This is a genomic window from Stenotrophomonas indicatrix (assembly GCA_041545745.1).
Lineage (GTDB): Bacteria > Pseudomonadota > Gammaproteobacteria > Xanthomonadales > Xanthomonadaceae > Stenotrophomonas > Stenotrophomonas indicatrix_A.
In genome coordinates, this window is record CP168152.1 from 2,269,681 (window position 1) to 2,291,775 (window position 22,095).

The 22,095-nt window shown below is 64.7% G+C and carries 18 protein-coding genes; 4 read left to right on the forward strand and 14 right to left on the reverse strand.

The features are described from left to right. Positions 1 to 17: 17 nt before the first annotated feature. The 6 genes from xylA to ACEF39_RS10470 all read right to left on the reverse strand — a co-directional run bounded on the left by xylA (position 18) and on the right by ACEF39_RS10470 (position 9,479). Positions 18 to 1,352 (reverse strand): xylose isomerase, encoded by a 1,335-nt coding sequence (xylA, locus tag ACEF39_RS10445; protein ID WP_500287899.1) that lies wholly within the window; start codon positions 1,350 to 1,352, stop codon positions 18 to 20. Between the two features lie 46 nt (positions 1,353 to 1,398). After that, complete coding sequence (gene xylB / locus ACEF39_RS10450; protein ID WP_500287900.1) at positions 1,399 to 2,892, reverse strand: xylulokinase; 1,494 nt, start codon at positions 2,890 to 2,892, stop codon at positions 1,399 to 1,401. Positions 2,893 to 2,956: 64 nt separating this feature from the next. Beyond that, positions 2,957 to 4,486 carry a tryptophan halogenase family protein gene (locus tag ACEF39_RS10455; protein ID WP_500287901.1) on the reverse strand — a complete coding sequence of 510 codons (1,530 nt, stop codon included), beginning with the start codon at positions 4,484 to 4,486 and terminating at the stop codon, positions 2,957 to 2,959. Positions 4,487 to 4,500: 14 nt separating this feature from the next. Then, complete coding sequence (locus ACEF39_RS10460; RefSeq protein WP_500287902.1) at positions 4,501 to 5,520, reverse strand: cupin-like domain-containing protein; 1,020 nt, start codon at positions 5,518 to 5,520, stop codon at positions 4,501 to 4,503. Between the two features lie 3 nt (positions 5,521 to 5,523). Next, positions 5,524 to 6,282: a SapC family protein gene (locus tag ACEF39_RS10465; protein ID WP_500287903.1), complete on the reverse strand. Its 759-nt coding sequence runs from the start codon at positions 6,280 to 6,282 to the stop codon at positions 5,524 to 5,526. A 65-nt stretch (positions 6,283 to 6,347) separates the two neighbouring features. After that, positions 6,348 to 9,479 (reverse strand): TonB-dependent receptor, encoded by a 3,132-nt coding sequence (locus ACEF39_RS10470; protein WP_500287904.1) that lies wholly within the window; start codon positions 9,477 to 9,479, stop codon positions 6,348 to 6,350. 405 nt (positions 9,480 to 9,884) lie between these two features. Between ACEF39_RS10470 and ACEF39_RS10475 the strand changes: the two genes are divergently transcribed. Further along, complete coding sequence (locus tag ACEF39_RS10475; RefSeq protein ID WP_500287905.1) at positions 9,885 to 10,922, forward strand: LacI family DNA-binding transcriptional regulator; 1,038 nt, start codon at positions 9,885 to 9,887, stop codon at positions 10,920 to 10,922. Positions 10,923 to 10,947: 25 nt separating this feature from the next. Here ACEF39_RS10475 and arsN2 read toward each other — a convergent pair whose 3' ends face one another. Beyond that, positions 10,948 to 11,502 (reverse strand): arsenic resistance N-acetyltransferase ArsN2, encoded by a 555-nt coding sequence (gene arsN2 / locus ACEF39_RS10480; RefSeq protein WP_500287906.1) that lies wholly within the window; start codon positions 11,500 to 11,502, stop codon positions 10,948 to 10,950. 39 nt (positions 11,503 to 11,541) lie between these two features. Here arsN2 and ACEF39_RS10485 point away from each other — a divergent pair, with 39 nt between their 5' ends. Further along, positions 11,542 to 11,859: a hypothetical protein gene (locus tag ACEF39_RS10485; RefSeq protein WP_500287907.1), complete on the forward strand. Its 318-nt coding sequence runs from the start codon at positions 11,542 to 11,544 to the stop codon at positions 11,857 to 11,859. Positions 11,860 to 11,938: 79 nt separating this feature from the next. Here ACEF39_RS10485 and ACEF39_RS10490 read toward each other — a convergent pair whose 3' ends face one another. Continuing rightward, on the reverse strand, positions 11,939 to 12,286 hold the full coding sequence (locus ACEF39_RS10490; RefSeq protein ID WP_500287908.1) for an RcnB family protein: 348 nt from the start codon (positions 12,284 to 12,286) through the stop codon (positions 11,939 to 11,941). Between the two features lie 171 nt (positions 12,287 to 12,457). Between ACEF39_RS10490 and chrA the strand changes: the two genes are divergently transcribed. Next, the gene (gene chrA / locus ACEF39_RS10495; protein WP_500287909.1) at positions 12,458 to 13,696 is read left to right on the forward strand and encodes a chromate efflux transporter; all 1,239 of its coding nucleotides are present in this window, start codon (positions 12,458 to 12,460) and stop codon (positions 13,694 to 13,696) included. Positions 13,697 to 13,790: 94 nt separating this feature from the next. Here chrA and ACEF39_RS10500 read toward each other — a convergent pair whose 3' ends face one another. Next, the gene (locus ACEF39_RS10500; RefSeq protein ID WP_500287910.1) at positions 13,791 to 14,789 is read right to left on the reverse strand and encodes a GlxA family transcriptional regulator; all 999 of its coding nucleotides are present in this window, start codon (positions 14,787 to 14,789) and stop codon (positions 13,791 to 13,793) included. 58 nt (positions 14,790 to 14,847) lie between these two features. Here ACEF39_RS10500 and ACEF39_RS10505 point away from each other — a divergent pair, with 58 nt between their 5' ends. Then, a complete protein-coding gene (locus ACEF39_RS10505; protein ID WP_500287911.1) occupies positions 14,848 to 15,303 on the forward strand; it encodes a hypothetical protein in 456 nt (151 codons plus the stop codon). 84 nt (positions 15,304 to 15,387) lie between these two features. Here ACEF39_RS10505 and ACEF39_RS10510 read toward each other — a convergent pair whose 3' ends face one another. The 5 genes from ACEF39_RS10510 to ACEF39_RS10530 form a co-directional block, all read right to left on the reverse strand. Then, a complete protein-coding gene (locus ACEF39_RS10510; protein WP_500287912.1) occupies positions 15,388 to 15,927 on the reverse strand; it encodes an NADPH-dependent FMN reductase in 540 nt (179 codons plus the stop codon). Beyond that, a complete protein-coding gene (locus tag ACEF39_RS10515) occupies positions 15,924 to 16,424 on the reverse strand; it encodes a TetR/AcrR family transcriptional regulator (protein ID WP_500287913.1) in 501 nt (166 codons plus the stop codon). Before ACEF39_RS10515 ends, ACEF39_RS10510 begins: the two co-directional genes overlap by 4 nt. A gap of 131 nt (positions 16,425 to 16,555) precedes the next feature. Further along, complete coding sequence (gene fabF, locus ACEF39_RS10520) at positions 16,556 to 17,833, reverse strand: beta-ketoacyl-ACP synthase II (RefSeq protein ID WP_500287914.1); 1,278 nt, start codon at positions 17,831 to 17,833, stop codon at positions 16,556 to 16,558. A 36-nt stretch (positions 17,834 to 17,869) separates the two neighbouring features. Continuing rightward, positions 17,870 to 20,935, reverse strand: a complete 3,066-nt coding sequence (locus tag ACEF39_RS10525; protein WP_500287915.1) for an efflux RND transporter permease subunit — start codon at positions 20,933 to 20,935, stop codon at positions 17,870 to 17,872. Then, a complete protein-coding gene (locus tag ACEF39_RS10530) occupies positions 20,932 to 22,044 on the reverse strand; it encodes an efflux RND transporter periplasmic adaptor subunit (protein WP_500287916.1) in 1,113 nt (370 codons plus the stop codon). Before ACEF39_RS10530 ends, ACEF39_RS10525 begins: the two co-directional genes overlap by 4 nt. Positions 22,045 to 22,095 lie beyond the last annotated feature (51 nt).

Consider the following 22,095-nt stretch of genomic DNA (forward strand, 5'->3'; position numbering starts at 1 on the left):
AATGCAAGCTGCAACGCTCAGCGCAGCAGGTACTGGTTGATCAGGTTCTCGTAACGCTCCTGCTTGCCGCTGATCTGCGTGGGTTCACCGCCCTTGGCACCCAGTGCGGCCAGGTCGGCAAGGCTGAGCGCGCCGCGCGCGAACTGCTCGCCGGACCCACTGTCGAAGCTGGCGTAACGCGCCTTGCGCCACTGCTCCAGGGGCGAATCGTTCAGCAGTGCATGGGCCACTTCCAGCCCGCGGGCGAACGCATCCATGCCACCGATGTGGGCAATGAAGAGGTCATCCAGATCGGTGGATTCGCGCCGCACCTTGGCATCAAAATTCAAGCCGCCTTCCAGCCCCCCCTGGCGCAGCACCACCAGCATCGCGCCCACGGTGTCGTACAGGTCGGTCGGGAACTGGTCGGTATCCCAGCCGTTCTGGGCATTGCCGCGGTTGGCGTCGATGCTGCCCAGCAGGCCGTGGTCCGAGGCGACCTGCAGGTCGTGTTCGAAGGTGTGCCCGGACAGCGTGGCGTGGTTCGCCTCGATATTGAGCTTGAAGTCCTTGTCCAGGCCATGCTCCTTCAGGAAACCGACGACGGTGGCGCTGTCGAAGTCGTACTGGTGCTTCATCGGCTCCATCGGCTTGGGTTCGATCAGGAAGTTGCCCTTCAGGCCGATGCTGCGACCATAGTCGCGCGCCATGGTGAGGAACCGCGCGAAGTGGTCGACCTCACGCTTCATCAGCGTGTTGGTCAAGGAACCGTAGCCTTCGCGGCCGCCCCAGAACACGTAATGCTCGCCGCCCAGCTCAACCGTTGCGTCCAGCGCCGCCTTCACCTGTACGGCGGCACGCGCGACCACCGCGAAATCCGGATTGGTGGATGCGCCGTTCATGTAGCGGGGGTGCGAGAACAGGTTGGCCGTGCCCCACAGCAGCTTCATTCCGGTCGCGTCCTGGCGCTCTTTGGCCAGTCGCACCATGTGCTTCAGATTCTTTTCGTACTCGCCGACATCCTCGGCGTCCGGCGCCAGATCGATATCGTGGAAGCACCAGTACGGCACGCCGAGCTTGGTGAAGAATTCGAACGCCGCGTCCACCTTCGCCTCGGCGGTGCCCATCGGCGAGCCGGTCTCCCACGGGAAGTGGCGCGTTCCGGGGCCAAACGGATCATGGCCGGCGTTGCAGAACGTGTGCCAGTAGCAGGCCGCAAAGCGCAGGTGGTCCTGCATGGTGCTGCCGCCGATGATCTTGTTCGCGTCGTAGACCTTGAAGGCAAGGGGATTGTCCGAGCCCCGGCCTTCGAAGGGGATGCGGCCGATGCCGGGGAAGTATTCCTTGCCGCCGATGAAGGGCTGATTGCTCATGGTGCGTCTTCCTGTCGTTGTGCGAGGTGTCGCGAAAAAGGGGATATCAGCCGCGATACAACGGCGTGATGGCGTCGAGATGGCGCAGAAAACGGGCATACGCCGCGGCGTAGGCGGCCGCACGCGCTGGATCCGGTTGTGCGGACTGCAGCGGGTCGACCGCCACGTGCCGGTCCGCTATGCCGGCGATGGAGGCGGCGTCACCGCGGGCATGACCCAAGGCCCACAGCGCCTGCAATGCCGCCCCGAACGCCGCGCCCTCGGGCTGGGTCGGTACGTCCACCGGCAGGCCGAACACATCGGCCACCATCTGCCGCCACTGCGCACTGTTGCTGCCGCCACCGGTCAGCACGATGCGGTCGAACCGCATGCCCGCGCCGACGAATGCGTCGTAGCCGTACTTCAGGGCGTAGGTGGCCCCTTCCATGGCCGCGCGGTAGATGTGCGCCGGCGTCATGTTGGTCGTGTCCAGGCCCGCCAGCACCCCCTTGCCCTGCGGCAGGTCCGGCGTGCGCTCGCCGTTGAGGAACGGCAGCATCACCAGGCCGTCGGCACCGGGTGGCGTGGCCTGCAGGTGTCGGTCGCCCTCGCGGCTGCTGAAGCCGAACGCCTCGGCGACCTGCCCGGTCACCACGGTGCAGTTCATCGTGCAGATCAGCGGCAGCCAGCCGCCGGTCGACGAGCAGAACGCTGCCCAGGCCCCGTCCGGGTCGACCACGGGTATGTCCGAGAACGCAAACAGCGTGCCCGAAGTGCCCAGGCTCATCACCAGGCGACCGGGCACGACGCAGCCGGTGCCGATGGCCGCCATCATGTTGTCGCCACCGCCGACGGCCACCTTCACTGTCGCTGGCAATCCCAACGCTGCAGCGGCGTCAGGAGCGATGTCGAAGATCTCCTCGGGCGCGGCGATGCGCGGCAGGCACGCGGCCAGGTCGCGGTCCGGATCGGTTGCGCGGAGCAGTACGGTCGACCAGGTGCGGGTGCGCACGTCCAGCCAGCCGGTGCCCGACGCATCGCCATATTCGCAGAAGCGTTGGCCGGTCAACACGAAATTGAGATAGTCGTGCGGCAGCAGGATGGTGGCCAGTCGCGCGTAGGCGCCGGGCCGGTGCGTTTTCGTCCACGGCAGCTTGGAGGCGGTGTAGCCGGCAAGCACCGGGTTGCCGCCCAGTTCGATGGTGCGTGCCGTGCCCCCCACCGCGTCCATGATCTGCTCGCATTCGGCCGAGGTGCTGGTGTCGCACCACAGCTTGGCCGGTGCCAGCACCTCCCCTGCCGCATCGACCGGCACGAAGCCATGCTGCTGTCCTGAGACTGCCAGCGCGGCAATGCGCGAACGCAGCGCCGGATCGATCGCAGCGAAGCAGGCGTGCAGTGCCGTGACCCAATCGGCCGGCTGCTGTTCCCGGCTGCCGTCTGCAGCGCTGGCCAGCTGCAATGGCGCGCTGGCGCTGGCCAGGAGACTGCGCCCTTCAGGGTCGTAGACGACCACCTTCAGGCTTTGCGTACCTGCGTCGATTCCCGCAACCAGTTCCATTTACTGCACCCCGTAGTGGCTTGAAGGTAGCGCTACCAATTCGATGCAACAGCGCGCATTGCGGCTACGCCACGGCCCTGCCCCTTTGCCATGCGTCCGGCGCCGCCTTGCAGTAGCGCTCGATGAAGTCCGCCTGCGAGGGCATCTTCGCCACCGCTTCCTGCACCGGCTTGCGGAGTCGATTCAACAGCGTGCGCAGGTCCGCATCGCCGATGGCCCGGGCAAGCGGGTGCGGCGGTCCCGGCTGGATGCCTTGGCCCATCAGCACGCTGGTCCAGGAGTCGACCCGGAACAGCTCGCCAGGGTCCTGCCAGGCATGGGCACGCTCGCGCCACGCGCGCAGGCGGAGCTGCAGCGATTCAGGCAGCGCCATCTCGCGACAGGCCTTCCACATCGGCTCGTCGCGCTGGTTGGCGTGGTAATGCAGGATGATGAAATCGCGCACGTGCTCCATCTCCTGGCGGCTCACGTCGTTGTACAGCGCCACCAGCGAAGGGGTAATGCCGTCGGATGGGAACAGCTGGATCAGGCGCACCACGGCGCTGATGGTCAGGTGGATGCTGGTCGATTCCAGTGGCTCGATGAAGCCACTGGCCAGCCCCAGCGCGACCACGTTCCTGTTCCAGGCCTGCAACCGGCGCCCGCTGCGGAACGGCACCAGCCAGGGATCGCGCAGCGGTCGTCCGTCGACATCACGCAGCAGCTTGGCCTGCGCCTCGTCATCGGACATGTGGCGGCTGGAGAAGACCAGCCCGCAGCCGACCCGGTGCTGCAGCGCGATGTGCCAGCGCCACCCGGCCTCGTGCGCGATGGCACGGGTGTAGGGCACCGGCGGCGCGGTCGAGTCGGTCTGCACGGCAACGGCGCGATCACTGGGCAACCATTCGTTCCAGTCTTCATAGCCGCTATGCAGGGTCTGCTCGGTCAACAAGCCACGGAAGCCCGTGCAGTCGATGAACAGATCGCCTTCGATGACCTGCCCGTCGTCCAGCACCAGCGACGCAACCGAACCGTCATGGGGATGCTGGCGGACTTCGCGGATCTTGCCTTCCACCCGCCGCAGGCCGTTTGCTTCGGCCTTGCCGCGCAGGAACCTGGCATAGAGCCCGGCGTCGAAATGGTAGGCGTAGTTGACTTGGGGCTGGGTCTGCAGCGAGAACCTGTCGGCCAGGGAAGCGGCGCTTTCCAGGCAGAAGTCGCCCAGCTCGGAGGGCATGCCGCGGCGCAGGCTGTCCAGCCAGAAGTGATGGAACGGCGTGGCCCAAGTGCCCTGCCCTATCGTGCCGAAAGGATGGATGAAGCGTTCACCGGGGCGACGCCAGTTCTCGAATGAGATCGACAGCTTGAACGTGCCAGCGACCTCACGCAGGAACTCCTGCTCGTCGATCTGCAGGAAACGGTGGAACGTCCGGATGGGCGGCACGGTGGATTCGCCCACACCCACGGTACCGATCTGCTCGGACTCCACCAGGGTGATGTCCAGCTGTTGGCGGAACTGGTGTGCCAGTGCGCAGCCGGCCAACCAGCCGGCGGTACCGCCACCGGCGATCACCACTCTCCGGATCGACCCTTGTGTAGTGTCCGCAGCGTTCAATGCGATGCTCCTCATCAGCGGTTGAGTCGACCCAGCAGGTGGGCGCGCATGCGCCGCGCCTGCGTTTCGTCGAACGGTGCCAGCTCGCCCCGGGCCGCTTCGGGCAGGTGCTGCCCTGCCTGCTCGCCGGGACCAAACACGTAGTACTGGAAGATCCTTGCCCAGGCCTGCTTCTCGCGCGCCGGTAGATCGCGCAGTGCCCACATCGCATGCTGCAGCGCCGGCAGGGGTGAGCCGAGATGGCCCGGCGCACTGCGGCACCAGTAGTTCACCAGCACGTTGAACGGTTCCAGGCTGCGCACGTGGTGCCACCACAGGCCCGGGATGAAGATGGCATCCCCAGGTTCAAGCGTGGCGGTCTGCGCGCTTGCCATGGCATCACGGAAGCGCGGATGGCGGTCGAAGTCCGGCTGGTCGACATCCACCACGCTGACCACCTGCCCACCCGGGGTGGGCTCCATCGGCCCCGGGTAGAGGTTGTCGATCTGCGCCGGCGGAAACAGGGTGAAGCGGCGCCGGCCCACCGCGCAGCACGCCAGGTTGTCCGGAATGTCGTAATGGCAGGAGGCCGTCACCCGGTTGCCGACCCAGATGCTGGCCGAAGCATCGATGCCCTGCCCGGCCAGTCCGGCGTCGTTGTGCTGCGCGAACCCGGGCAGCGCACGCGCGATCAGCAACGAAGCGACGTAATAGGTGGGCGGGCTCGGCGAATCGAGGTGGTCGGCGATTGCGTCCAGCACCTCCGTCAGCAGGCCACGCCGGACCTCGAAGTTCAAGCGGGTGAAGTCCGCGTTGTAGAACGGACGCCCTTCGATCTCGGGGCCACCGAAGGAATAGGGAACAGGCACGCCTGCGTCGAAACCCCGCAGGTAGGCCATGGCCTCCTGCAGGGAACGCGACCCGGCCTGCACCAATGCCCAGTCGCGCGCGATGCCGCGCAGCACCACCGGTTCGCCGGCAGCCACCAGCGTCTGCAGCGGCAGCGCCGTGGGATCCAGGCCTTCCAGTGTGCGCATGGCGACGCCGTCCAGCATCGGTCAGTTCCTGCCGGCCGCGACGGCGGTATCCGCTGCGCGCAGGCGTCGCTGCTTCTCGGCGATCAGGCGGCGCATGTTGTGCAGCGATGCCAGCATCAGATAGGCACCTTCCAGGTAGCCGGCGCGGTTGAGTTCGGCCAGCGCTGCACCCTCCAGCAGCGTCAGGCGGTCACGGTCGATCGCGTGCAGGCCGTTGACACCGACTCGATGCTCCGGGTCGATCCGCACGTCCAGCGTGATCGGTTGGATCAGCCCGTTCGCATCGAACATGGCGAACATGTCCGCGGCAAAGGCATGACCGTCGTGGATGCCGCGCAGTACGCCGGCAACGTGATCGAGATAGGGCGAATTCCCCCCTTGCGGCAGGAACACCGGCTCACCCTGCATGGTGGTCACGCGCGGATGATCCAGATCCACGTGCAACACTGCTTCCCGAGTAGGTACGCCATCGATGCGGCTCTCCTGGAAGCCGATCAGGAACGGCCCTTTGGCCGCCGCCCCGGGCAGATAGGAGGCATTCCAGCGACCGTCCTGCAGGAACAGGTTTTCATGCTGTTCGAACCCCAGCAGGACCACCGCCTGCCAGCCGCCCGTGGCGGGGTCCTTGCGCAGGAAGATGGGATATTCCCGCTGCAGTTCGGCGAACTCGCTCGGATAGGCCGGCACCATACCCACCGCGTCGCCTAACTCGGCGCCGAAGCCGGTGGCCACACGCAGGTCCCGATGGGCAATGTTGTTGAGCATTTCGTAACGCGACATGGTGTTGTCCAATCCGTCAGCAGCCTTGAACGGGTGCCGCTGCCGTGGCAGCGGCACCCCACGGTTCAGAACCTGTAACGCACACCCAGCATGTAACGCGGGCTCTGGTCAGCCAGCTTCACGATCATCTGCGAGGTACGCGAACGCCAGCGCACGTCCTCACCGGTCAGGTTGATCGCCTCCAGGCCGAACGACCAGTGGTCATCCAGGGTGTAGTTCACGCTGAGATCCCACTGTTCGTACGCCTCCACATAGTACGGATTGCGGCTGGCTCCCTGGTTGGCCAGGATCAGGTACTGGTCACGCCAGTTCCACGCCAGTCGTACCGACCAACCGTACTTCTCGTACATCAGCATCGCATTGGCCGTGTCGCTCAGTCCCGTGAGCGAGAACTGGTCGATGCCCGGGTCGCCTGCGTTGTTGAAGCCCACATCCCCATTGACCAGGGTGTAGTTGGCCAGGATGCCGAAGCCGGTATCGCCGAAGAAGTATTGCCCCCCCAGTTCCCAGCCGTGGAGCTTGGCCTTGTTCTGGTTGATGGGACGATTGACGTTGAACTGGTACAGCGGATCGCCGGCCGTACCGTACAGGTCGTAGGCTGCTTCAGTGGCCAGCACCTGGGCGTCGGTACCGTTGTAGGCGCCCAACCCGGCGGGATTGTTGCGCAGCAGGGCCAGGGCGGTGAACAGCGAGGTGTCATTGGCCGAGCACGCCGCCGCATTGGCAGCGCCGACCTGTGTGACGCAGGCGCCGCTGGTGAGGAAGGCCAGCGCCGCCTGCGCATCCGGACCGGCAGTAGGATCGCGCAGGCCGTACAGATTCTCCTGGACAATGGTGTTGCCGACGAAATTGTCGACCGATTTGTTCCAGTAGGTCAGCGAGACGTAGCTTGCATCGGCGAAATACCACTCCAGCGCCAGATCCAGGTTGTCCGATTCCAGCGGTTTCAGCTGCGGGTTCTGTGCGGTACCGCTGGCCCGCGAGGACGGATCGATGAGGACCGAGCCGAACGGCTGCTGGGCGGTCGGGCCGGCATACAGGTTGCCGATCGGCGCGCGTGCGATGCTCTTGCCGAATGAGACACGCCCCTTCAGGTCCTCACGAAGATCAATGCTGAAATCCAGATTGGGCAGGATGTAGCTGTAGCTGTTCTTCTCGGTGAACGGCTGTTGTTCGTCGGACAACACCACGCGGAAGTCATTGTTGGATTGCCACTCGATGGCTTCCGGGATGGCGATGTTCGAGGTGGAGACAACGTCGGTGGTTTCATAGCGCACACCCAGGCGGGTATTGGTACGCATGCCGCCCAGCTCACCGTCCAGCTCCACCTGGAAGTAGGCCGACTTCGTCTTCTCTTCCACCAGGTTGTCGGCGGCGCGCTGCGGGCTCACGCCGAGATTGGCGCCATAGTTGTCCGCCGCCCACTGCGCGAGGCGACCAGCATCGCCGCGCCAGGCGGTGAAGCTGTTGGCATTGAAGTCGTTGAACAACCCGACAATGTTGACCGGCTGCAGCAGGTCCATCAGCCCGCTGGCAACATCCCCGTCAACATTGGCCACGCCCCAGTCGCCCAGCGTGTTGTAGTTCTCCGCGGCCTGGATGCGGTGGGTGGTCTGCTTGCTCGAGTCCACGCCAAACTGGAAGCGCCCCTTGTCGAAGCTCCACTCGCTGTCGACGCGCCCCTGCTTGATCTCGCTGATCTGGGTCTGCGAATTGATGCGCAGCACCTGCGAACCGATTTCGCCCGGCGCGAAGCCCGGGTTGACCACGCCGTTGGTCTTGGCGATCGCATCGGCCGTGCTCGGGTACCAGACTTGGGTGCCCACCGGCAGGCCGTTGTTGAAGTTCATTTCCTGCACCCATGACCCGCCGCAATGCGGCCCGGTGGTGCAGTTGTTGGTGCCGGCGATGCTGCTGAAGATCGATCCGCCCCCGGTGAGTGGATCGTTCGGCCGGCTTTCGTTCTTCGAGTTGTGCGCATCGAAGGTCAGCTTGAACCGGTCGGTGACGTTCCACAACGCATTGAAGCCGAGCGATCCCAGCTTGTACTTCTGCATGCTGCGCTGCTGTTCGAGACCGAAATCCTTGGTCCCCGCCACTTCGCGGATATAGATCGGCGTTGCGACCGCACCGCTGGTGTCGAACGTGACATCGGTGTAGTTGCTGTTCTGCAGCCACATGCCCTGTTCGCCACGATTCTCAGTGATCTCGTTGGTCGAATAGGTGTAGTCGAGGGTCAGGGTCACCGCGTCGGTCGGTGCGAACTGCAGCACCGCCTGGCCATTGACGCGCTCCCGCTCGAACTCGGAGAACGCATAGCGCAGGTCGTTCGGACGCCCGTACAGCGCGCCCACCGCAGGTGCATTGACCACGTTCGGATTGCCGGGCAGCGTGCCGGTCCACGGCTGGATGTTCCAGTAGTTGTTGGTGGCCTGTACCGAACCACCCTTGCGCTTCTGGTAGCTCGCACTCACGCCAACGCCGAAGGTCTTTTCCGGGTTGCTGTAGCTGAAGATGCCGGACAGTTCCGGCGTCAGGTCGTCGCCGAATGGCTGGCTGCGGTCGGAGACAGCCTTCGCCCCGGCACTGGCGACGATGCCCTCGTGGTCAAACGGGCGCGAGGTCAGGATGTTGATGGTGGCACCGATGCCACCGCTGGGGACATTGGCCTGGCTGGTCTTGTAGACCTCGATGCCATTGATGGCTTCAGCGGCCAGCTGGGCGAAGTTGAAGGCACGGGTGCCGCCGTCGACACCACCGATGGCGACCTGCCCCGACGCACCGAACGCATCGGCGCCGGGCATCTGCCGCCCGTTGAGCGTCACCATGTTGAACTGAGGGCCGAAACCACGCGCCGTTACCTGTGCGCCCTCACCATCACGGCGCTCGATGGAGATGCCGGTGATGCGCTGCAGGGACTCGGCCAGGTTGGTGTCGGGGAACTTGCCGATGTCCTCCGCACTGATCGCATCCACCACACCGGCCGAGTCGCGCTTGATGTCCATGGCCTGGCTGAGGCTGTTGCGGATGCCGGTGACCTGCACGGTGTCCAGCTGTGTCGGGCTGGGCGGATTCTGCTGCCCGGCGACGGGTGCCGGTGTTGACGCCTCTTGTGCGAATGCGGGATTGATGACCAGGACGCCACCGACAAAGGTGAACATGGCCCTGGAAGTGAACTTCGCCAGCGTCCGGCTCATCGACGAGCCCTCCAGCCTGGGGTACGACGGAAAGTAGCAGCGCTCATGACTCTCCCCTCTGACATACGATCGAATGGAGTACCGCCCCTTCTGGGGGCACGTACGGGCGACGCCCGTCTTCCACACCGAACATCGCAGTGCGCTTTGCACCCACTGCGACTCAAACTCGCTTTCAGACCTGCCGGAACAGCCGCGCGGTAAAGGGGGGGGCATCCGCTGGCCTTACACCGGCTCAGTGGTAGCGCTACCATCGCGTCACGGCGCAGACTACTCATCCGCAATCGCGCTTGTCATCATGCAGCGCAGCAAAGGAATCCAGCCTTGAAAAACGGCCATAAAGCGGTCCGTCGAAAAGCAAGCGCCATCACCATCGATGACGTCGCTGCCCATGCAGGTGTGTCCGCCATGACGGTGTCACGCGTCATCAACGGTCATGCCGGGGTACGCGAAGGCAACCGCGAACGCGTCCTGCGCAGCGTGCTGGCACTGGACTACCGGCCCAACCCCGCTGCCTCCGCCCTGGCCGCGGCGCAGCACACCTGCATCGCCCTGATCTACACCAACCCCAGCTCCAGCTACCTGCGCGAACTGCTGGTCGGCGCGCTGCGCGGTTCCACCCGGTCGGCGGCGCAGCTGGTCATCGCTGCCTGGGATGAGCTGGGCACCCCGGCGCGTCGCGAGGCGGCACGGCAACTCGCCACCACCGTGGCAGGCGTGATTCTTCCGCCGCCGCTGTGTGAATCGAAGGACATCGTCGAGGTATTCGTCAACGCGGGCATTCCCGTCGTCTCCATCGCGTCCAGCCGCTTCAGCGACAGGATCTCCTGCGTGCGCATCGACGACCGCCAGGCCAGCCATGACATGGTGACGCACCTCATCGCCCACGGGCATACCCGCATCGGCTACATCAAGGGCGACCCGAACCAGACCGCCAGCGCGCACCGCTGGCAGGGCTACCGGGATGCACTGGCCAACGCCGGCATCGGCTACGACGACGCGCTCGTGCAACCCGGCTGCTTCACCTACCGTTCCGGACTGGAGGCAGCCGAGCGGCTGCTGGCCCAGGTCCCGCCACCCAGTGCGATCTTCGCCAGCAACGATGACATGGCATCGGCGGTTGTTTCAGTGGCCCACCGTCGCGGCCTGCAGGTGCCAGGGGATCTTTCGGTGGTGGGCTTCGACGACACCTCCGCCGCAACAATGGTGTGGCCGGAACTGACCACCATCCATCAGCCGGTCGCAGAGATGGCGGACAACGCAATAGACATCCTGCTACGGGAAATGCGTCGCCCCGCTTCTTGCAGACGCGCCACCGTCAACCATGTGCTTGCACACCAGTTGATCACGCGCGCCTCGGTATCGACACCGCAGTTGTCCTCTGGACTCCGGGCATCCCGGATCGCAACGCGGCAAGCCCCGGACATCGATGGACAAGGGGGCTGAAGCACCCACTCCGGTCCCGGTCGGCCTACAGCCGACGCATCATCAGCTGGGCCGAGCCTGGGCACAGTCCACTGAACTGCGTCGACGCAGCGATGAATCCAGGTGCTGCATCGCGCGCGACGCGCTCATAGCCAAGCTGCTCGAAGAACAGCGCTGCTGTGGTCGTGAGAAGGAACACGGTCCTGCCACCCGCCGCCTTGGCATGCTGCTCCAGTTCCACCACCAGTTGCCGCCCCAGGCCCCTGCCCTGCGACATCGACTGGATCGCCAACGAGCGCAGGAGCACGACGTCGCGGCTCGATTCATAGCCCACACAACCGAGCAGCTCTCCGTTCAACGACGCTGCCAGAAAGGTGATTGGCCTGCCTGCACGCAGATCCTCCGTAGGCAGGCCGCTGGCTTCCAGCAGGGCCAGCACGTCGGCAGACAACGCTGTCTCCATCACCCGCATGCGGCAGCGCCCTCTTCGTTCCGGTCCGGCGATCCGCAGCTCATCGTCATCTTTGCGCGGCATGGGCCTCGCGCCCATTCTCTGGTCTTCGATAGCTTGGCTTGTACCAAACAACGTCAGCCAAGCCAACTGCCGCAACCGGGCACGTGCTGTTAACGCTCCCGCATTATGCTGAGCGCCTCATTGGACGTCCGCGAGGTGCACCCCTTGACCAAGCTGCATACCCTGATGATCGCCGGCTGCCTGTCTGCCTTCAGCCCATTGGCCTTGGCTGAAACCGTAAACCTGACCAACAGCGCCGAGGGTGCCAACCGCGAGGCCGGCATTGCTGCGGTCAAGAAGAAGTTGCAGGACGCCTGCACTGATCGCAAAGGCTCCCCCGACACGGCATCGTTCGAAGTGGTCTTTGAGAAGACCAGCAACAACCCGAACGTACCCAAGCCGTACTACTTGGACGGCAAGATGCAGTGCGAGTTGCCCGGGTGAGCGCGCGGTGTCATCGGCGGCCGTGCCGCCATTACCCCCGCGGCGGCTGCGTGCCGCCCGGGGGGCCGTGCCGGCATCCCTAACGACGCAAGGCGTCGATGATCACGCCGGTGGCGATCTCCACCAGCAGGTATTCCGTATCCGACTGCCGCACCCACCGCTGTCCGCGACCAGGGTCGCGCAGACGGTAATGCGCGTAGTCGTCCACCCAGTAGCGCCGGTCAACTTCGGCCCACGGCAGGCGGTCACCGCGGCGCCATGCCTTCTTCTGCCAGCCCGGCGGTGGTGCATCACGGTTGTGGGGGCCACCGGCATGCGGCGGCGGACCGTTGCCACGCGCATGGTGCGGCGGGTCGGCCCAGGCAGGGGCGGCGGCCAGGGTCACTGCGGCGCCAAGGGCAATGCCAAGCAGACATCCGGTTTTCATTGGGGGCTCCCGGTGCGGCCGCGGTATGCGGCGCTGTGGTTCGGAATATAGAGCAGCGTCCGTGAACGAATCCATGCGTCGGGCCGGGGCCGCCGGAGCGTGCGCCTGCCCCGCTCCGCAGCCCGGTGCAGTCCCGCAATCAGGTACATCCGGACTGTGTATCCTCGGCCCGTGACCGGATCGCCGCCCCTGCCCGAACGAGATGCCACTGACGCGCTGGAGGTCCGCGGCAGCGCCACGGAGGTGTTTTCTGTTTTCCTCTGGTTGGGGCTGACATCCTTTGGTGGCCCCATCGCCCATCTGGGCTATTTCCACCGCGAATTCGTGCAGCGCCGACGCTGGCTGGATGACGCCCGCTTCGCTCAGTTGATGGCGGTCTGCCAGTTTCTGCCCGGACCGGCGAGCAGCCAGATGGGCTTTGCCATTGGTCTGTTTCGCTGCGGCTGGCGGGGCGCGTTGGCGGCATTCGTTGCATTCACACTCCCCTCTGCACTGTTGATGCTTGGCTTTGCCGTAGCAGCCTCGCGACTGGATCAAGGTGTTTACCCGGCGGTCGTCCACGGTTTGAAGCTGGTGGCGGTGGCCGTGGTCGCTCACGGCCTGGTGGGCATGGCGCGGCAACTGGTGCCCGATATGCGGCATGCGTTGATTGCCTGCACTGCGCTGGCAGTGACGCTGTTGGCAGGCAATCGGTGGGCATCGCTGATCGCGGTGGGGCTGGGCGGGCTGCTCGGTGCGGGGCTGTGCATCCGCGTGAAAGCACGCGTTGCTGCGGTGTTTCCGGTCCGCTACGGTGTTCGTGGTGCCGCCATCAGCCTGGTGCTCTTTGTGGTCGGGTTGGCGGCCTCCTTGATGCTGCCCTCCTCTGCCGCACCGACGGCACCTGGCGTTGCGGGCGCGTTCTATCAGGCCGGGGCTCTGGTCTTCGGCGGAGGCCACGTCGTACTGCCACTGCTGCAGCATGCGGTGGTCGACAGCGGCTGGGTCAGTCCGGACACGTTCCTTGCCGGCTACGGTGCCGCCCAGGCGATGCCTGGCCCGATGTTTTCACTGGCCGCGTTCCTTGGGGCAGAGACGCCGTCGGGCCTGCCGGTGGTGGCCGGTGCAGCAGTTGCGCTGCTGGCCATCTTCCTGCCGGGATTCCTGGTGCTGCTGTCTGTACTGCCGGTCTGGAACCGGCTGGTACGACGACCGTGGGCTGCCAGGATGGTGGCTGGGGCCGGCGCGGCCGTCGTCGGACTGCTGGCTGCCGCGTTCCATGACCCGGTGTGGACGGAAGGCGTGCGCGCACCGATCGATCTTGCGATCGCTGCCGTGGGCTTTGGCCTGTTGACCGTCGCGCGGATATCGACCGTATGGGTTGTGTTGTGGTGCGTCGTCGCTGCGCTGATAGTTCAGATGCTGACGTAGCCGACGATGACTCCGCCGGGCGGGGGCCGCACAGAGCCACCGCCACGCCTGAACAGATTTCCTCCGGCCCATGCACCGTGGGACGTGCGCGCTCCTACCCCCGAACCTGGGTAGGGCTCAGGCCCAATCGCCTGCGCAGCAGTCGCCTCAGTGTTGCAGAATCGCCCAGCCCCACCTGCGCAGTCACTTCTTCCACCGAAAGCCTGCCGCTTTCCAACAGTAGCCGTGCACGGTTCAAGCGCACCGACTGGATCAGCTGCTGCGGCCCGTAGCCAAGCACCTTGTTCAGTTGGCGGTTGAGGGTGCGTGTGGACATGTTGGCGCGGGCTGCAAGCATGCCCACTGTGACGGGTTCCGGCAGGACCTCTGCAATGTGGGCGGTCAACAGCGCTATCAGGCTGTTCTCGGGCACCATCATCGCCGGCGACATGTACAGCGACTGCAGGCGTCGCTGCTCGACCAGCAAAGCCTGGCCCAGCATCGCAGTGAGCCGCTCGCCGAAGCGCTGACGCAGCACGTAAAGCACCAGGTCCATGTGTGCCATCGCCGCGCCGGCGGTGATCAACGGGCCATCCGCATGCACCATGCGATCGGGTTCCACACGGGTAGCGGGCGCCACGCGCCGCAGCGCAGATGCCAACCACCACGTTGTGGTCACGCAGCGTCCCTCGAGCAGTCCGGCGGCGTTGAGCAGAAACACGGAAGAACATGATCCTGCAATCGTGCCGCCCGCCCTGGCGTGGCGACGCAGCGCAGCCAGCAAAGGCGGAATGTCCGGCTGGCTCAGGCGAACGTCGAGCTGACCGGCGTCATCTATGTCCAGGCCCGGCAGGATCCAGCATTCGTGCGCAGAGGAGCGCACAGGCAACGTGTCGGCCTGCAGTTGCAGGCCATTGCCAAGCGGAATGCTTCCTGGCGTCACCGCGCATACCCGCCAACGCGGCGGTGCAACCCCGACCCGGCACGCCAGCTTGGCCGCAGTGGTCAGAAGATCGAGGGTGAGGGTAACGCTGGAGGCAAAGGGGGCCTGCGGCACCACCAGGACGAAATCATGCATTGGCCGATTGTGCGTGATTATTGGCAAATCGGCCACTTCAGGTCCGCACCGTCGCGCGGTTGAATGGGTGCTCCCTCACCGACGAGCGCTATCCATGCCCACCATCCTCATCAAGACACCCGCCGAAGCACTGTCTGCCCTTCAGCGTGAGCGGATGATTGCCGCCGTGAACGCTGCTGCAACTGAATGCAGCGGCCTGGGGCCTGATCCTCGCCAACGCAGCCTGTGCTGGGTGATTGCCGAGGAGATACCGGCCGGCTACTGGCGCTGTGGTGGCAGTACCGATTTCCTCCACTTCATTCCGTGCCTGGTCCACGTCCTCGCACCTGCCGGCGTACTCGACGAACAGCACCGATCCCGTTACGCGGCGGTTGTGCACCAGGCTATTCTGGAATCGCTGGCCTTGCCGGATACGCAGCGGCTGGCCGCTTCGATCATGGTGAGCGATGTCAGCGACGGCACGTGGGGGCCCAATGGCCAGCTGTGGACACTGCCGCAGTTCGTGGAGGCCGCTGGGTATTCCCATCTGCGAGCGCCTGTGAACCGCTGACGCCGAACGCGCATCGCTCGGGCGTCCGGACCCGCGGTGCGCGTCCGGAGGGCCCCTGTCAGCCGGCTGCCTCAGTGATCATCTTCAATCACCCTCTGGTCGCCCGCAGTAGCGGGCGAACTCCTGAAGAAAGGCCTCAGCCGGCCTGCGATTGACCGGTTGCCTCACGGCAGCTGCAACGGCCTCCGGCTCCATCTTCATGAAAGGGAAGCGCAGGAGTAGTTCTTCGTTGAAGCGGGAACTGATTGTCGACAGCACAAGCCGGAGAGAGGCGAGCATGTCATCGCCGCGATGCGACGCGTGCACCAGGGCGATGGGCTTTGCAATCACAAGATCACCCGAAACGAGCCAATCCATGGCGTTCTTCAAGCCGCCTGGAATGCCTCTTGCGTACTCGGGGCTTGAAATCAGAATGCCATCGCTGGCTTCAATACAGCGTTTGAGGTGCACAACGCTGTCAGGCAAGGGCAGATCTTCAAGATCGGGAGAGAAAACGGGCAGTCCGCTGAGGTCGGCGTAGGTGCTCAGCGCGATATCCGGCGGCGATATTTCTTCCAGCGCCCTCAGCAATGCGGTGTTGGTTGACAGCCGGCGCGCGCTACCGGATATGGCAAGAATCTTCATCCCGGCACGCTATCACAGGCATCCGGGCACAGCATCCCATAGGCACGCATGAACAGCGCGACCGTTGCATCACTTCCGGACACCGGCATCGCCCCATGAGGCAAGCCATGTTCTGTGAGAACGAGCCTGAGGAACTTTTCACCGTCACCGGGGTGGCTCGAACGGACTGAAGCGTTCGCCATCGCCTGTGTCGCAAGAGCGAGATACGGCTCCAGCACCGTGCTCCAGTGTCCCATGTAGACGTCACGGGCATGATCGGAACGCGACAGTGCCCGGCAGAAGGCCTGGCATGCAGGATCCGCTGCCAATCGTCCGATGCCATCGGCGATGCGCATCAGCGCATCGCCAAGAACCAATGCTTCGTGCGCGTCGAGCCGGGCATCCGGTATCGACGCCAGATGGCCGTCCATGACCGCCTTGTAGAGCTGCGCCTTGTCACGATAGTGCGCATAGACCGTGACCTTGGTAACGCCACAGACCTCGGCGATGCGCTTCATCGTTGCGTTCTCAAACCCCTCCTCCGCAAACACGGTTCCGGCTGCATCCAGTATCCAACGTCGGCTCAACGCCCGTGCACCTTCCCAGCGCAAGGCGGTTCTGCTCCGGAAGCCGCTGGGGGCAGCCATGCTCACATGCGCCTGAACAATGCACTGGCATTCACGCCGCCAAAGCCAAATCCATTGGTCAACGCGAATTCGAAATCTGCCTTGCGCGGCGTGCCGGCGACGATCGAAAGCCCTTCTGCCAATGGATCCGGGCGGCCGAGGTTGAGCGTCGCTGGCGCGACCTGATCGCGCAAAGCAAGCACGGTAAAGATGGCTTCGATGCCGCCAGCTGCCCCAAGCAGGTGCCCGGTGCTGGACTTGGTGGCAGAGATCAGAAGATCTGGACGGGCACCGAACAAGGCACGCATGGCCGCCAGCTCTGCCCGATCTCCCACTTGGGTCGAGGTTGCGTGCGCATTGATGTGATCGACCTGCTCAGCGGAAATGCCCGCCTGCGCCAGCGCTATCTCCATCGCCCTGCGTGCTCCACTGCCGTCGTCGGGTCCCGCGGTCAAATGATAGGCATCCGAGGTGGTGCCGTAGCCAACCAGCTCGGCCAACGGGGTGGCACCACGCGAAAGCGCGTGATCGAGGCGCTCGATCACCAACAGCCCTGCCCCTTCGGACATGACGAAGCCGTCGCGCTGCTCATCAAAGGGGCGGGACGATGCCTGTGGCGTGTCGTTGAACGAGGTGCTCAGTGCCTTGGCAGCGGCGAAGCCGCCGAGGCTGACCCGGTGCATCGCTGCCTCTGCACCACCACACAATGCAATGTCCGCCTCACCGGATCGAATGAGGCGCGCCGCATCGCCGATCGCTTGGACACCCGCTGCGCAGGCGGTGACGGGCGCGCCCTGGGGTCCCTTGAATCCGTAGCGGATGGACGCCTGCCCCGCCGCCATGTTGGCCAGGAAAGTAGGCGCAGTGAAAGGCGACAACCGGCCAGGCCCACGGCTTTCGGTGGTGTGCACCGCATTGACGATGGATCCAAACCCACCGATCCCCGTTGCAATCACGGTCGCCGTTCGCAGCAGGCTACGCTCATCGGCCTCACGCCACCCGGCCTGCGCAAGCGCTTCGTGGGCGGCGACCAGCGCAAACTCGACAAACCGGTCCATCTTCTTCAGATCTTTCGGCGCGATGACGTCGCTGGAATCGAAGCCCGCCTCAGGATCCTGCACCCGGTCGGGCACGCGGCCACCTACGTTGCACCCCGTTCCGGCAGAAAGCGCCTCGCCCAACGGGCCGATCCCGGAACGTCCCGCCAGCAGGCGGGACCACACCGTTTCCACGCCGCACCCCAGCGGGCTCACCACGCCCATTCCGGTCACTACGATGCGATCTTTGTCGGCAATGCTCATGACTCACTTCCCATGTAAAAGAGATCCAGGCCACTTTCAGGCAACGCGGGTCTTGTCCGCTTGGACCTTGAACCAGATGGCATACATCGCCGGCAGGAACACCAGCGTCATTACGGTGCCGGCGATGGTGCCGCCGATCAGCGTGTAGGCAAGCGTTCCCCAGAACACCGAATGGGTCAGCGGAATGAAGGCCAGCACTGCTGCCAGGGAGGTCAGGATCACCGGGCGTGCTCGCTGGACAGTCGCCTCGATGATGGCGTGGAAGGTCTCCATGCCTGCCTTCTCGTTCTCATGGATCTGACCGATGAGGATCAGCGTGTTGCGCATCAGGATTCCGGACAGCGCAATGAGCCCGACCAGTGCGTTGATGCCGAATGGCTGATGGAACAGCAGCAGGGTCGGCACCACGCCGATCAGTCCCAACGGACTGGTCATGAACACCATGATCATTGCCGGGATGGAGCGCACCTGCAGGATGATGATCAGCAGGGTCACTGCCAGCATGATCGGGAACAGCGGCAGCATGGCGCTCATTGCCTTGCCCGATTCCTCGATGGAACCGGCCTGGGCGATGGCGTAGCCCTCCGGCAGCGAGGCAATGAGTGGCTCAAGCTTCTTGCTGATCGCGGCCGATACGTCCGGTGGCTGCAACGCATCGTCAATGTCACCGCGCACGGTGATGGTGGGCACGCGATCGCGCCGGCGCAGTACCGGCTCTTCCATCCGGACCTCGACCGAGCCGATCTGGGACAGCGGCACGCGCTGGCCAGCAGCACCGACCAGGGTGAAGTCCGCTATCCGCGCAGGATCCAGGCGTGTCTCGCCGCCTGAGCGCGCGACAACCTCAACGGTGCGGATGTCCTCGCGCACGGCAGTGACCGGCACCCCGCTGAGGAAGAACTGCAACTGCTGCGAGACCGACGCGGAGGTCATGCCCATCGCCTGCAGGCGGTCCTGGTCCAGCGTGAAGTGCAACGTTGGCGTGCGCACACCCCAGTCGGTGTTCACGGTCCGCATCATCGGGCTGGCGTGCAGGGTCTGCTCGACCTTGGCGGCAATACCACGGATGACATCCGGATCCGGGCCACTGACCCGATACGCCACCGGATAGGGCGAGTAAGGACCAAATACCAACTGCGTCACGCGCACACGGGCTTCGGGTGCCAAACCCTCTGCCACGGCTTGGCGAAGCCTCGCCTTCAGGGCGTCGCGCTGTTCCTGGCTGTCAGTACGGACAACGATCTTGGCAAACGCGGGATCCGGCAACTCCGGCGAAATGGCGAGGTAGAAGCGCGGCGCACCCTGGCCGATGTAAGCCGTGACGATCTTCGACTCTTCCTGCTCCAAAAGCCATTTCTCGACCCTTTGGACAGCCAGGCTGGTCTGTCCGATGGCCGTGCCGTAAGGCATCTGCACTTCGACCAGTACCTCCGGGCGATCGGAGATCGGGAAGAACTGTTTCTTCACCACTCCCATACCCACCACCGAGAGCACCAACAGGCCGACCACCGAACCTGCAGCAAGCCACTTTCGTGCAATCACGCGCCCCAGGATCGATCGGAACCGGTTGTAGCGTGGCGTATCGTAGAGACCACTGTGACCGCCTTCCACCGCTTTGAGTTCAGGCAACAGCTTCACACCAAGATAGGGCGTGAAGAACACAGCGACGACCCATGACACGATCAGCGCGATACCGACGATCCAGAACATGTTGCTGGTGTATTCACCGGCGGTTGACCGGGCAAAGCCATTGGGCATGAAGCCCACAGCCGTGACCAGGGTGCCGGCCAGCATGGGCGCTGCCGTATGGCTCCACGCGTAGGCCGATGCCTTGACCCGGCCATACCCCTCTTCCATCTTCACCACCATCATTTCGATGGCGATGATGGCGTCGTCAACGAGAAGGCCAAGCGCCAGGATCAGCGAGCCGAGGGTGATGCGGTCGAAGTTCTTGCCGGTTGCGGCCATCACCATGAACACGGCAGCCAACGTCAGCGGCACCGCCGCGGCCACCACGATGCCGACTCGCCAGCCCATGCTGACGAAGCACACCAGCATCACCACCAGCAGCGCGGCGAAGAATTTCATCATGAACTCGTCGACCGACGAACTGATGTTCACGGCCTGGTCGGTGACTTTGTCCAGCGCCATCCCGACGGGAAGTCCGTCGTTGATCTTCTTGACCTCCGCGTCAAGTGAGGCGCCAAGATCCAGGCCGTTCCAGCCGTCCCGCATGACGATGCCCAACAACATGGCAGGCTCGCCACCGTTGCGGATCATGAAGGTCGAGGGATCTTCATAGCCGCGCTTGACGGTGGCGATGTCCTGCAGTTTCAGGGTCTTGCCCTGCGCGACGATGGGCGTATCGCGGATCTTTTCGAGCTGATCCAGCGCGCCGTCCAGGCGAATGAAGATCTGCGGGCCCTTGGCCTCGACCGAGCCTGCAGGGGTCAACGCGTTCTGTCCATTCAGCGCCCCGAACACCTCCTGCGGCGTGATGCCGAGGTTCGACAGGCGTTCGTGCGACAGCTCCACATAGATGCGCTCGGATTGCTCACCAATGATGTTGACCTTCTTCACGCCAGGAACGTGCAGCAATCGCTGACGCAGCGTCTCGGCATCACGCGCAAGCAGGCGGAACGGTTCACCCTTCGCTTTCAGTGCGAAGAGAGCAAACGTGACATCGGCGTATTCGTCGTTGACCATCGGGCCGATCACGCCTGCGGGCAGGTTTGCCGCCTCGTCCGTCATCTTCTTGCGCGCCTGGTAGAACTCTTCCTGCACCTGCGACGGAGGCGTGCCGTCCTGCAATGTCAGCGTGGTGAAGGACAACCCAGGCCGGGTGTAGGTTTCGCTGCGGTCGTACCAGCGCAACTCCTGCAGACGCTTTTCCAGCTTCTCGGCCACCTGGTCCTGCATTTCCGTTGGCGTGGCGCCCGGCCAGGCCGTGACCACCGTCATGACCTTCACGGTGAACGCGGGGTCCTCTGCCCGGCCAAGCTGGAAGAACGACACGATACCGGCAACCGAGATCAGGAAGATCAGAAAGACGGTGATGGCGCGCTCGCGCACGGCAAGCGCCGACAGATTGAACCCACTCACCGCTGGGCTCCGGTTGCCACTGCACGCTTGGCCGTGTCGGCCAGGCGAACCACCTGCCCTTCGCGGAGCAGATGTGCACCGAGGGCGGCCACGCGATCCGATGCCTTGAAAGCCCCCTCGACCAACGCCTCGTCATCGCCCAGCTGCTTGACGACTACCGGCGTCCAACGGGCCTTGAGCGGCTCACCCTCGATCACCCATACACCGGGACCGATGCCAGGATCGAACAGGGCGCCCAACGGAACCTCCACGCCTGCCGACGCACCGGCAGCTGCTGCGCCTGCAAGCTCGACCGTCACTGTGGAACCCAGCGGCAGCGCCGTGCTGCCCTCTTCCAGGGTGTAGCGGGCTTCGAAGGTGCGGGTGGTGGGGTCGGCCGATTCAGAGAGCACGCGCAACCGTGCGGGGATCTTGCCGCTTGCCCCAAACGGGGACGCTGAGGCCACGGAGCCGATCTGGGGACGAAGCGTCTCGGGCAGCTGGACCACTGCCTCTCGACTGCCGGCACGGGCAAGCCGGGCGACGATCTGCCCGGCCGCCACAACCTGACCGGGCTCAGCAGAGATGGTCATGACCACCCCGTCGGCATCGGCGACGAGCGCCGTGTAGTGGCTGGCATTGCGTGCAACCCGGGCTTGGGATTCGGCCGCTTTGAGTGTTGCAGCCGCCGCGTCGGCCGCCGCTTTGATCTGGTCGTAAGACGATCGTGACACCACCCCCTTCGCCGCCAGATCGCGATACCGCGCTTCATCAGCGGTGGCCTGCACGCTCTGCGCACGGGCCGCAATGACGGCCTGCTGCTGGGACGCCGCAGCGAGGTTCAGGTCGTTGGGATCGATCCGGTAGAGCACATCGCCGCGTTTGACTGTCTGGCCGGTTTCAACCAGGCGCTCAGTGACCTTGCCGCCCACCCGGAAGGCCAGATCGCTCTGCACCCGTGCGGCGATGGTGCCCGTGAACGTGCGCGCGTTTCCCGCACCCGGTTGCACGTGGGCGACCCGGACGATGGGCGGAGCGGTCCGAGGGTCGATGTCATCCGACTTTCCACAGGCCACAAGGAACAACGGAACAACACAAGAGATGGCTGTGAGTACAAAACGGCGACGCATGCGGCCTTCCGGAGTGGGGTATCCGGAAGAATTGTGCTACCAGTGACCAAT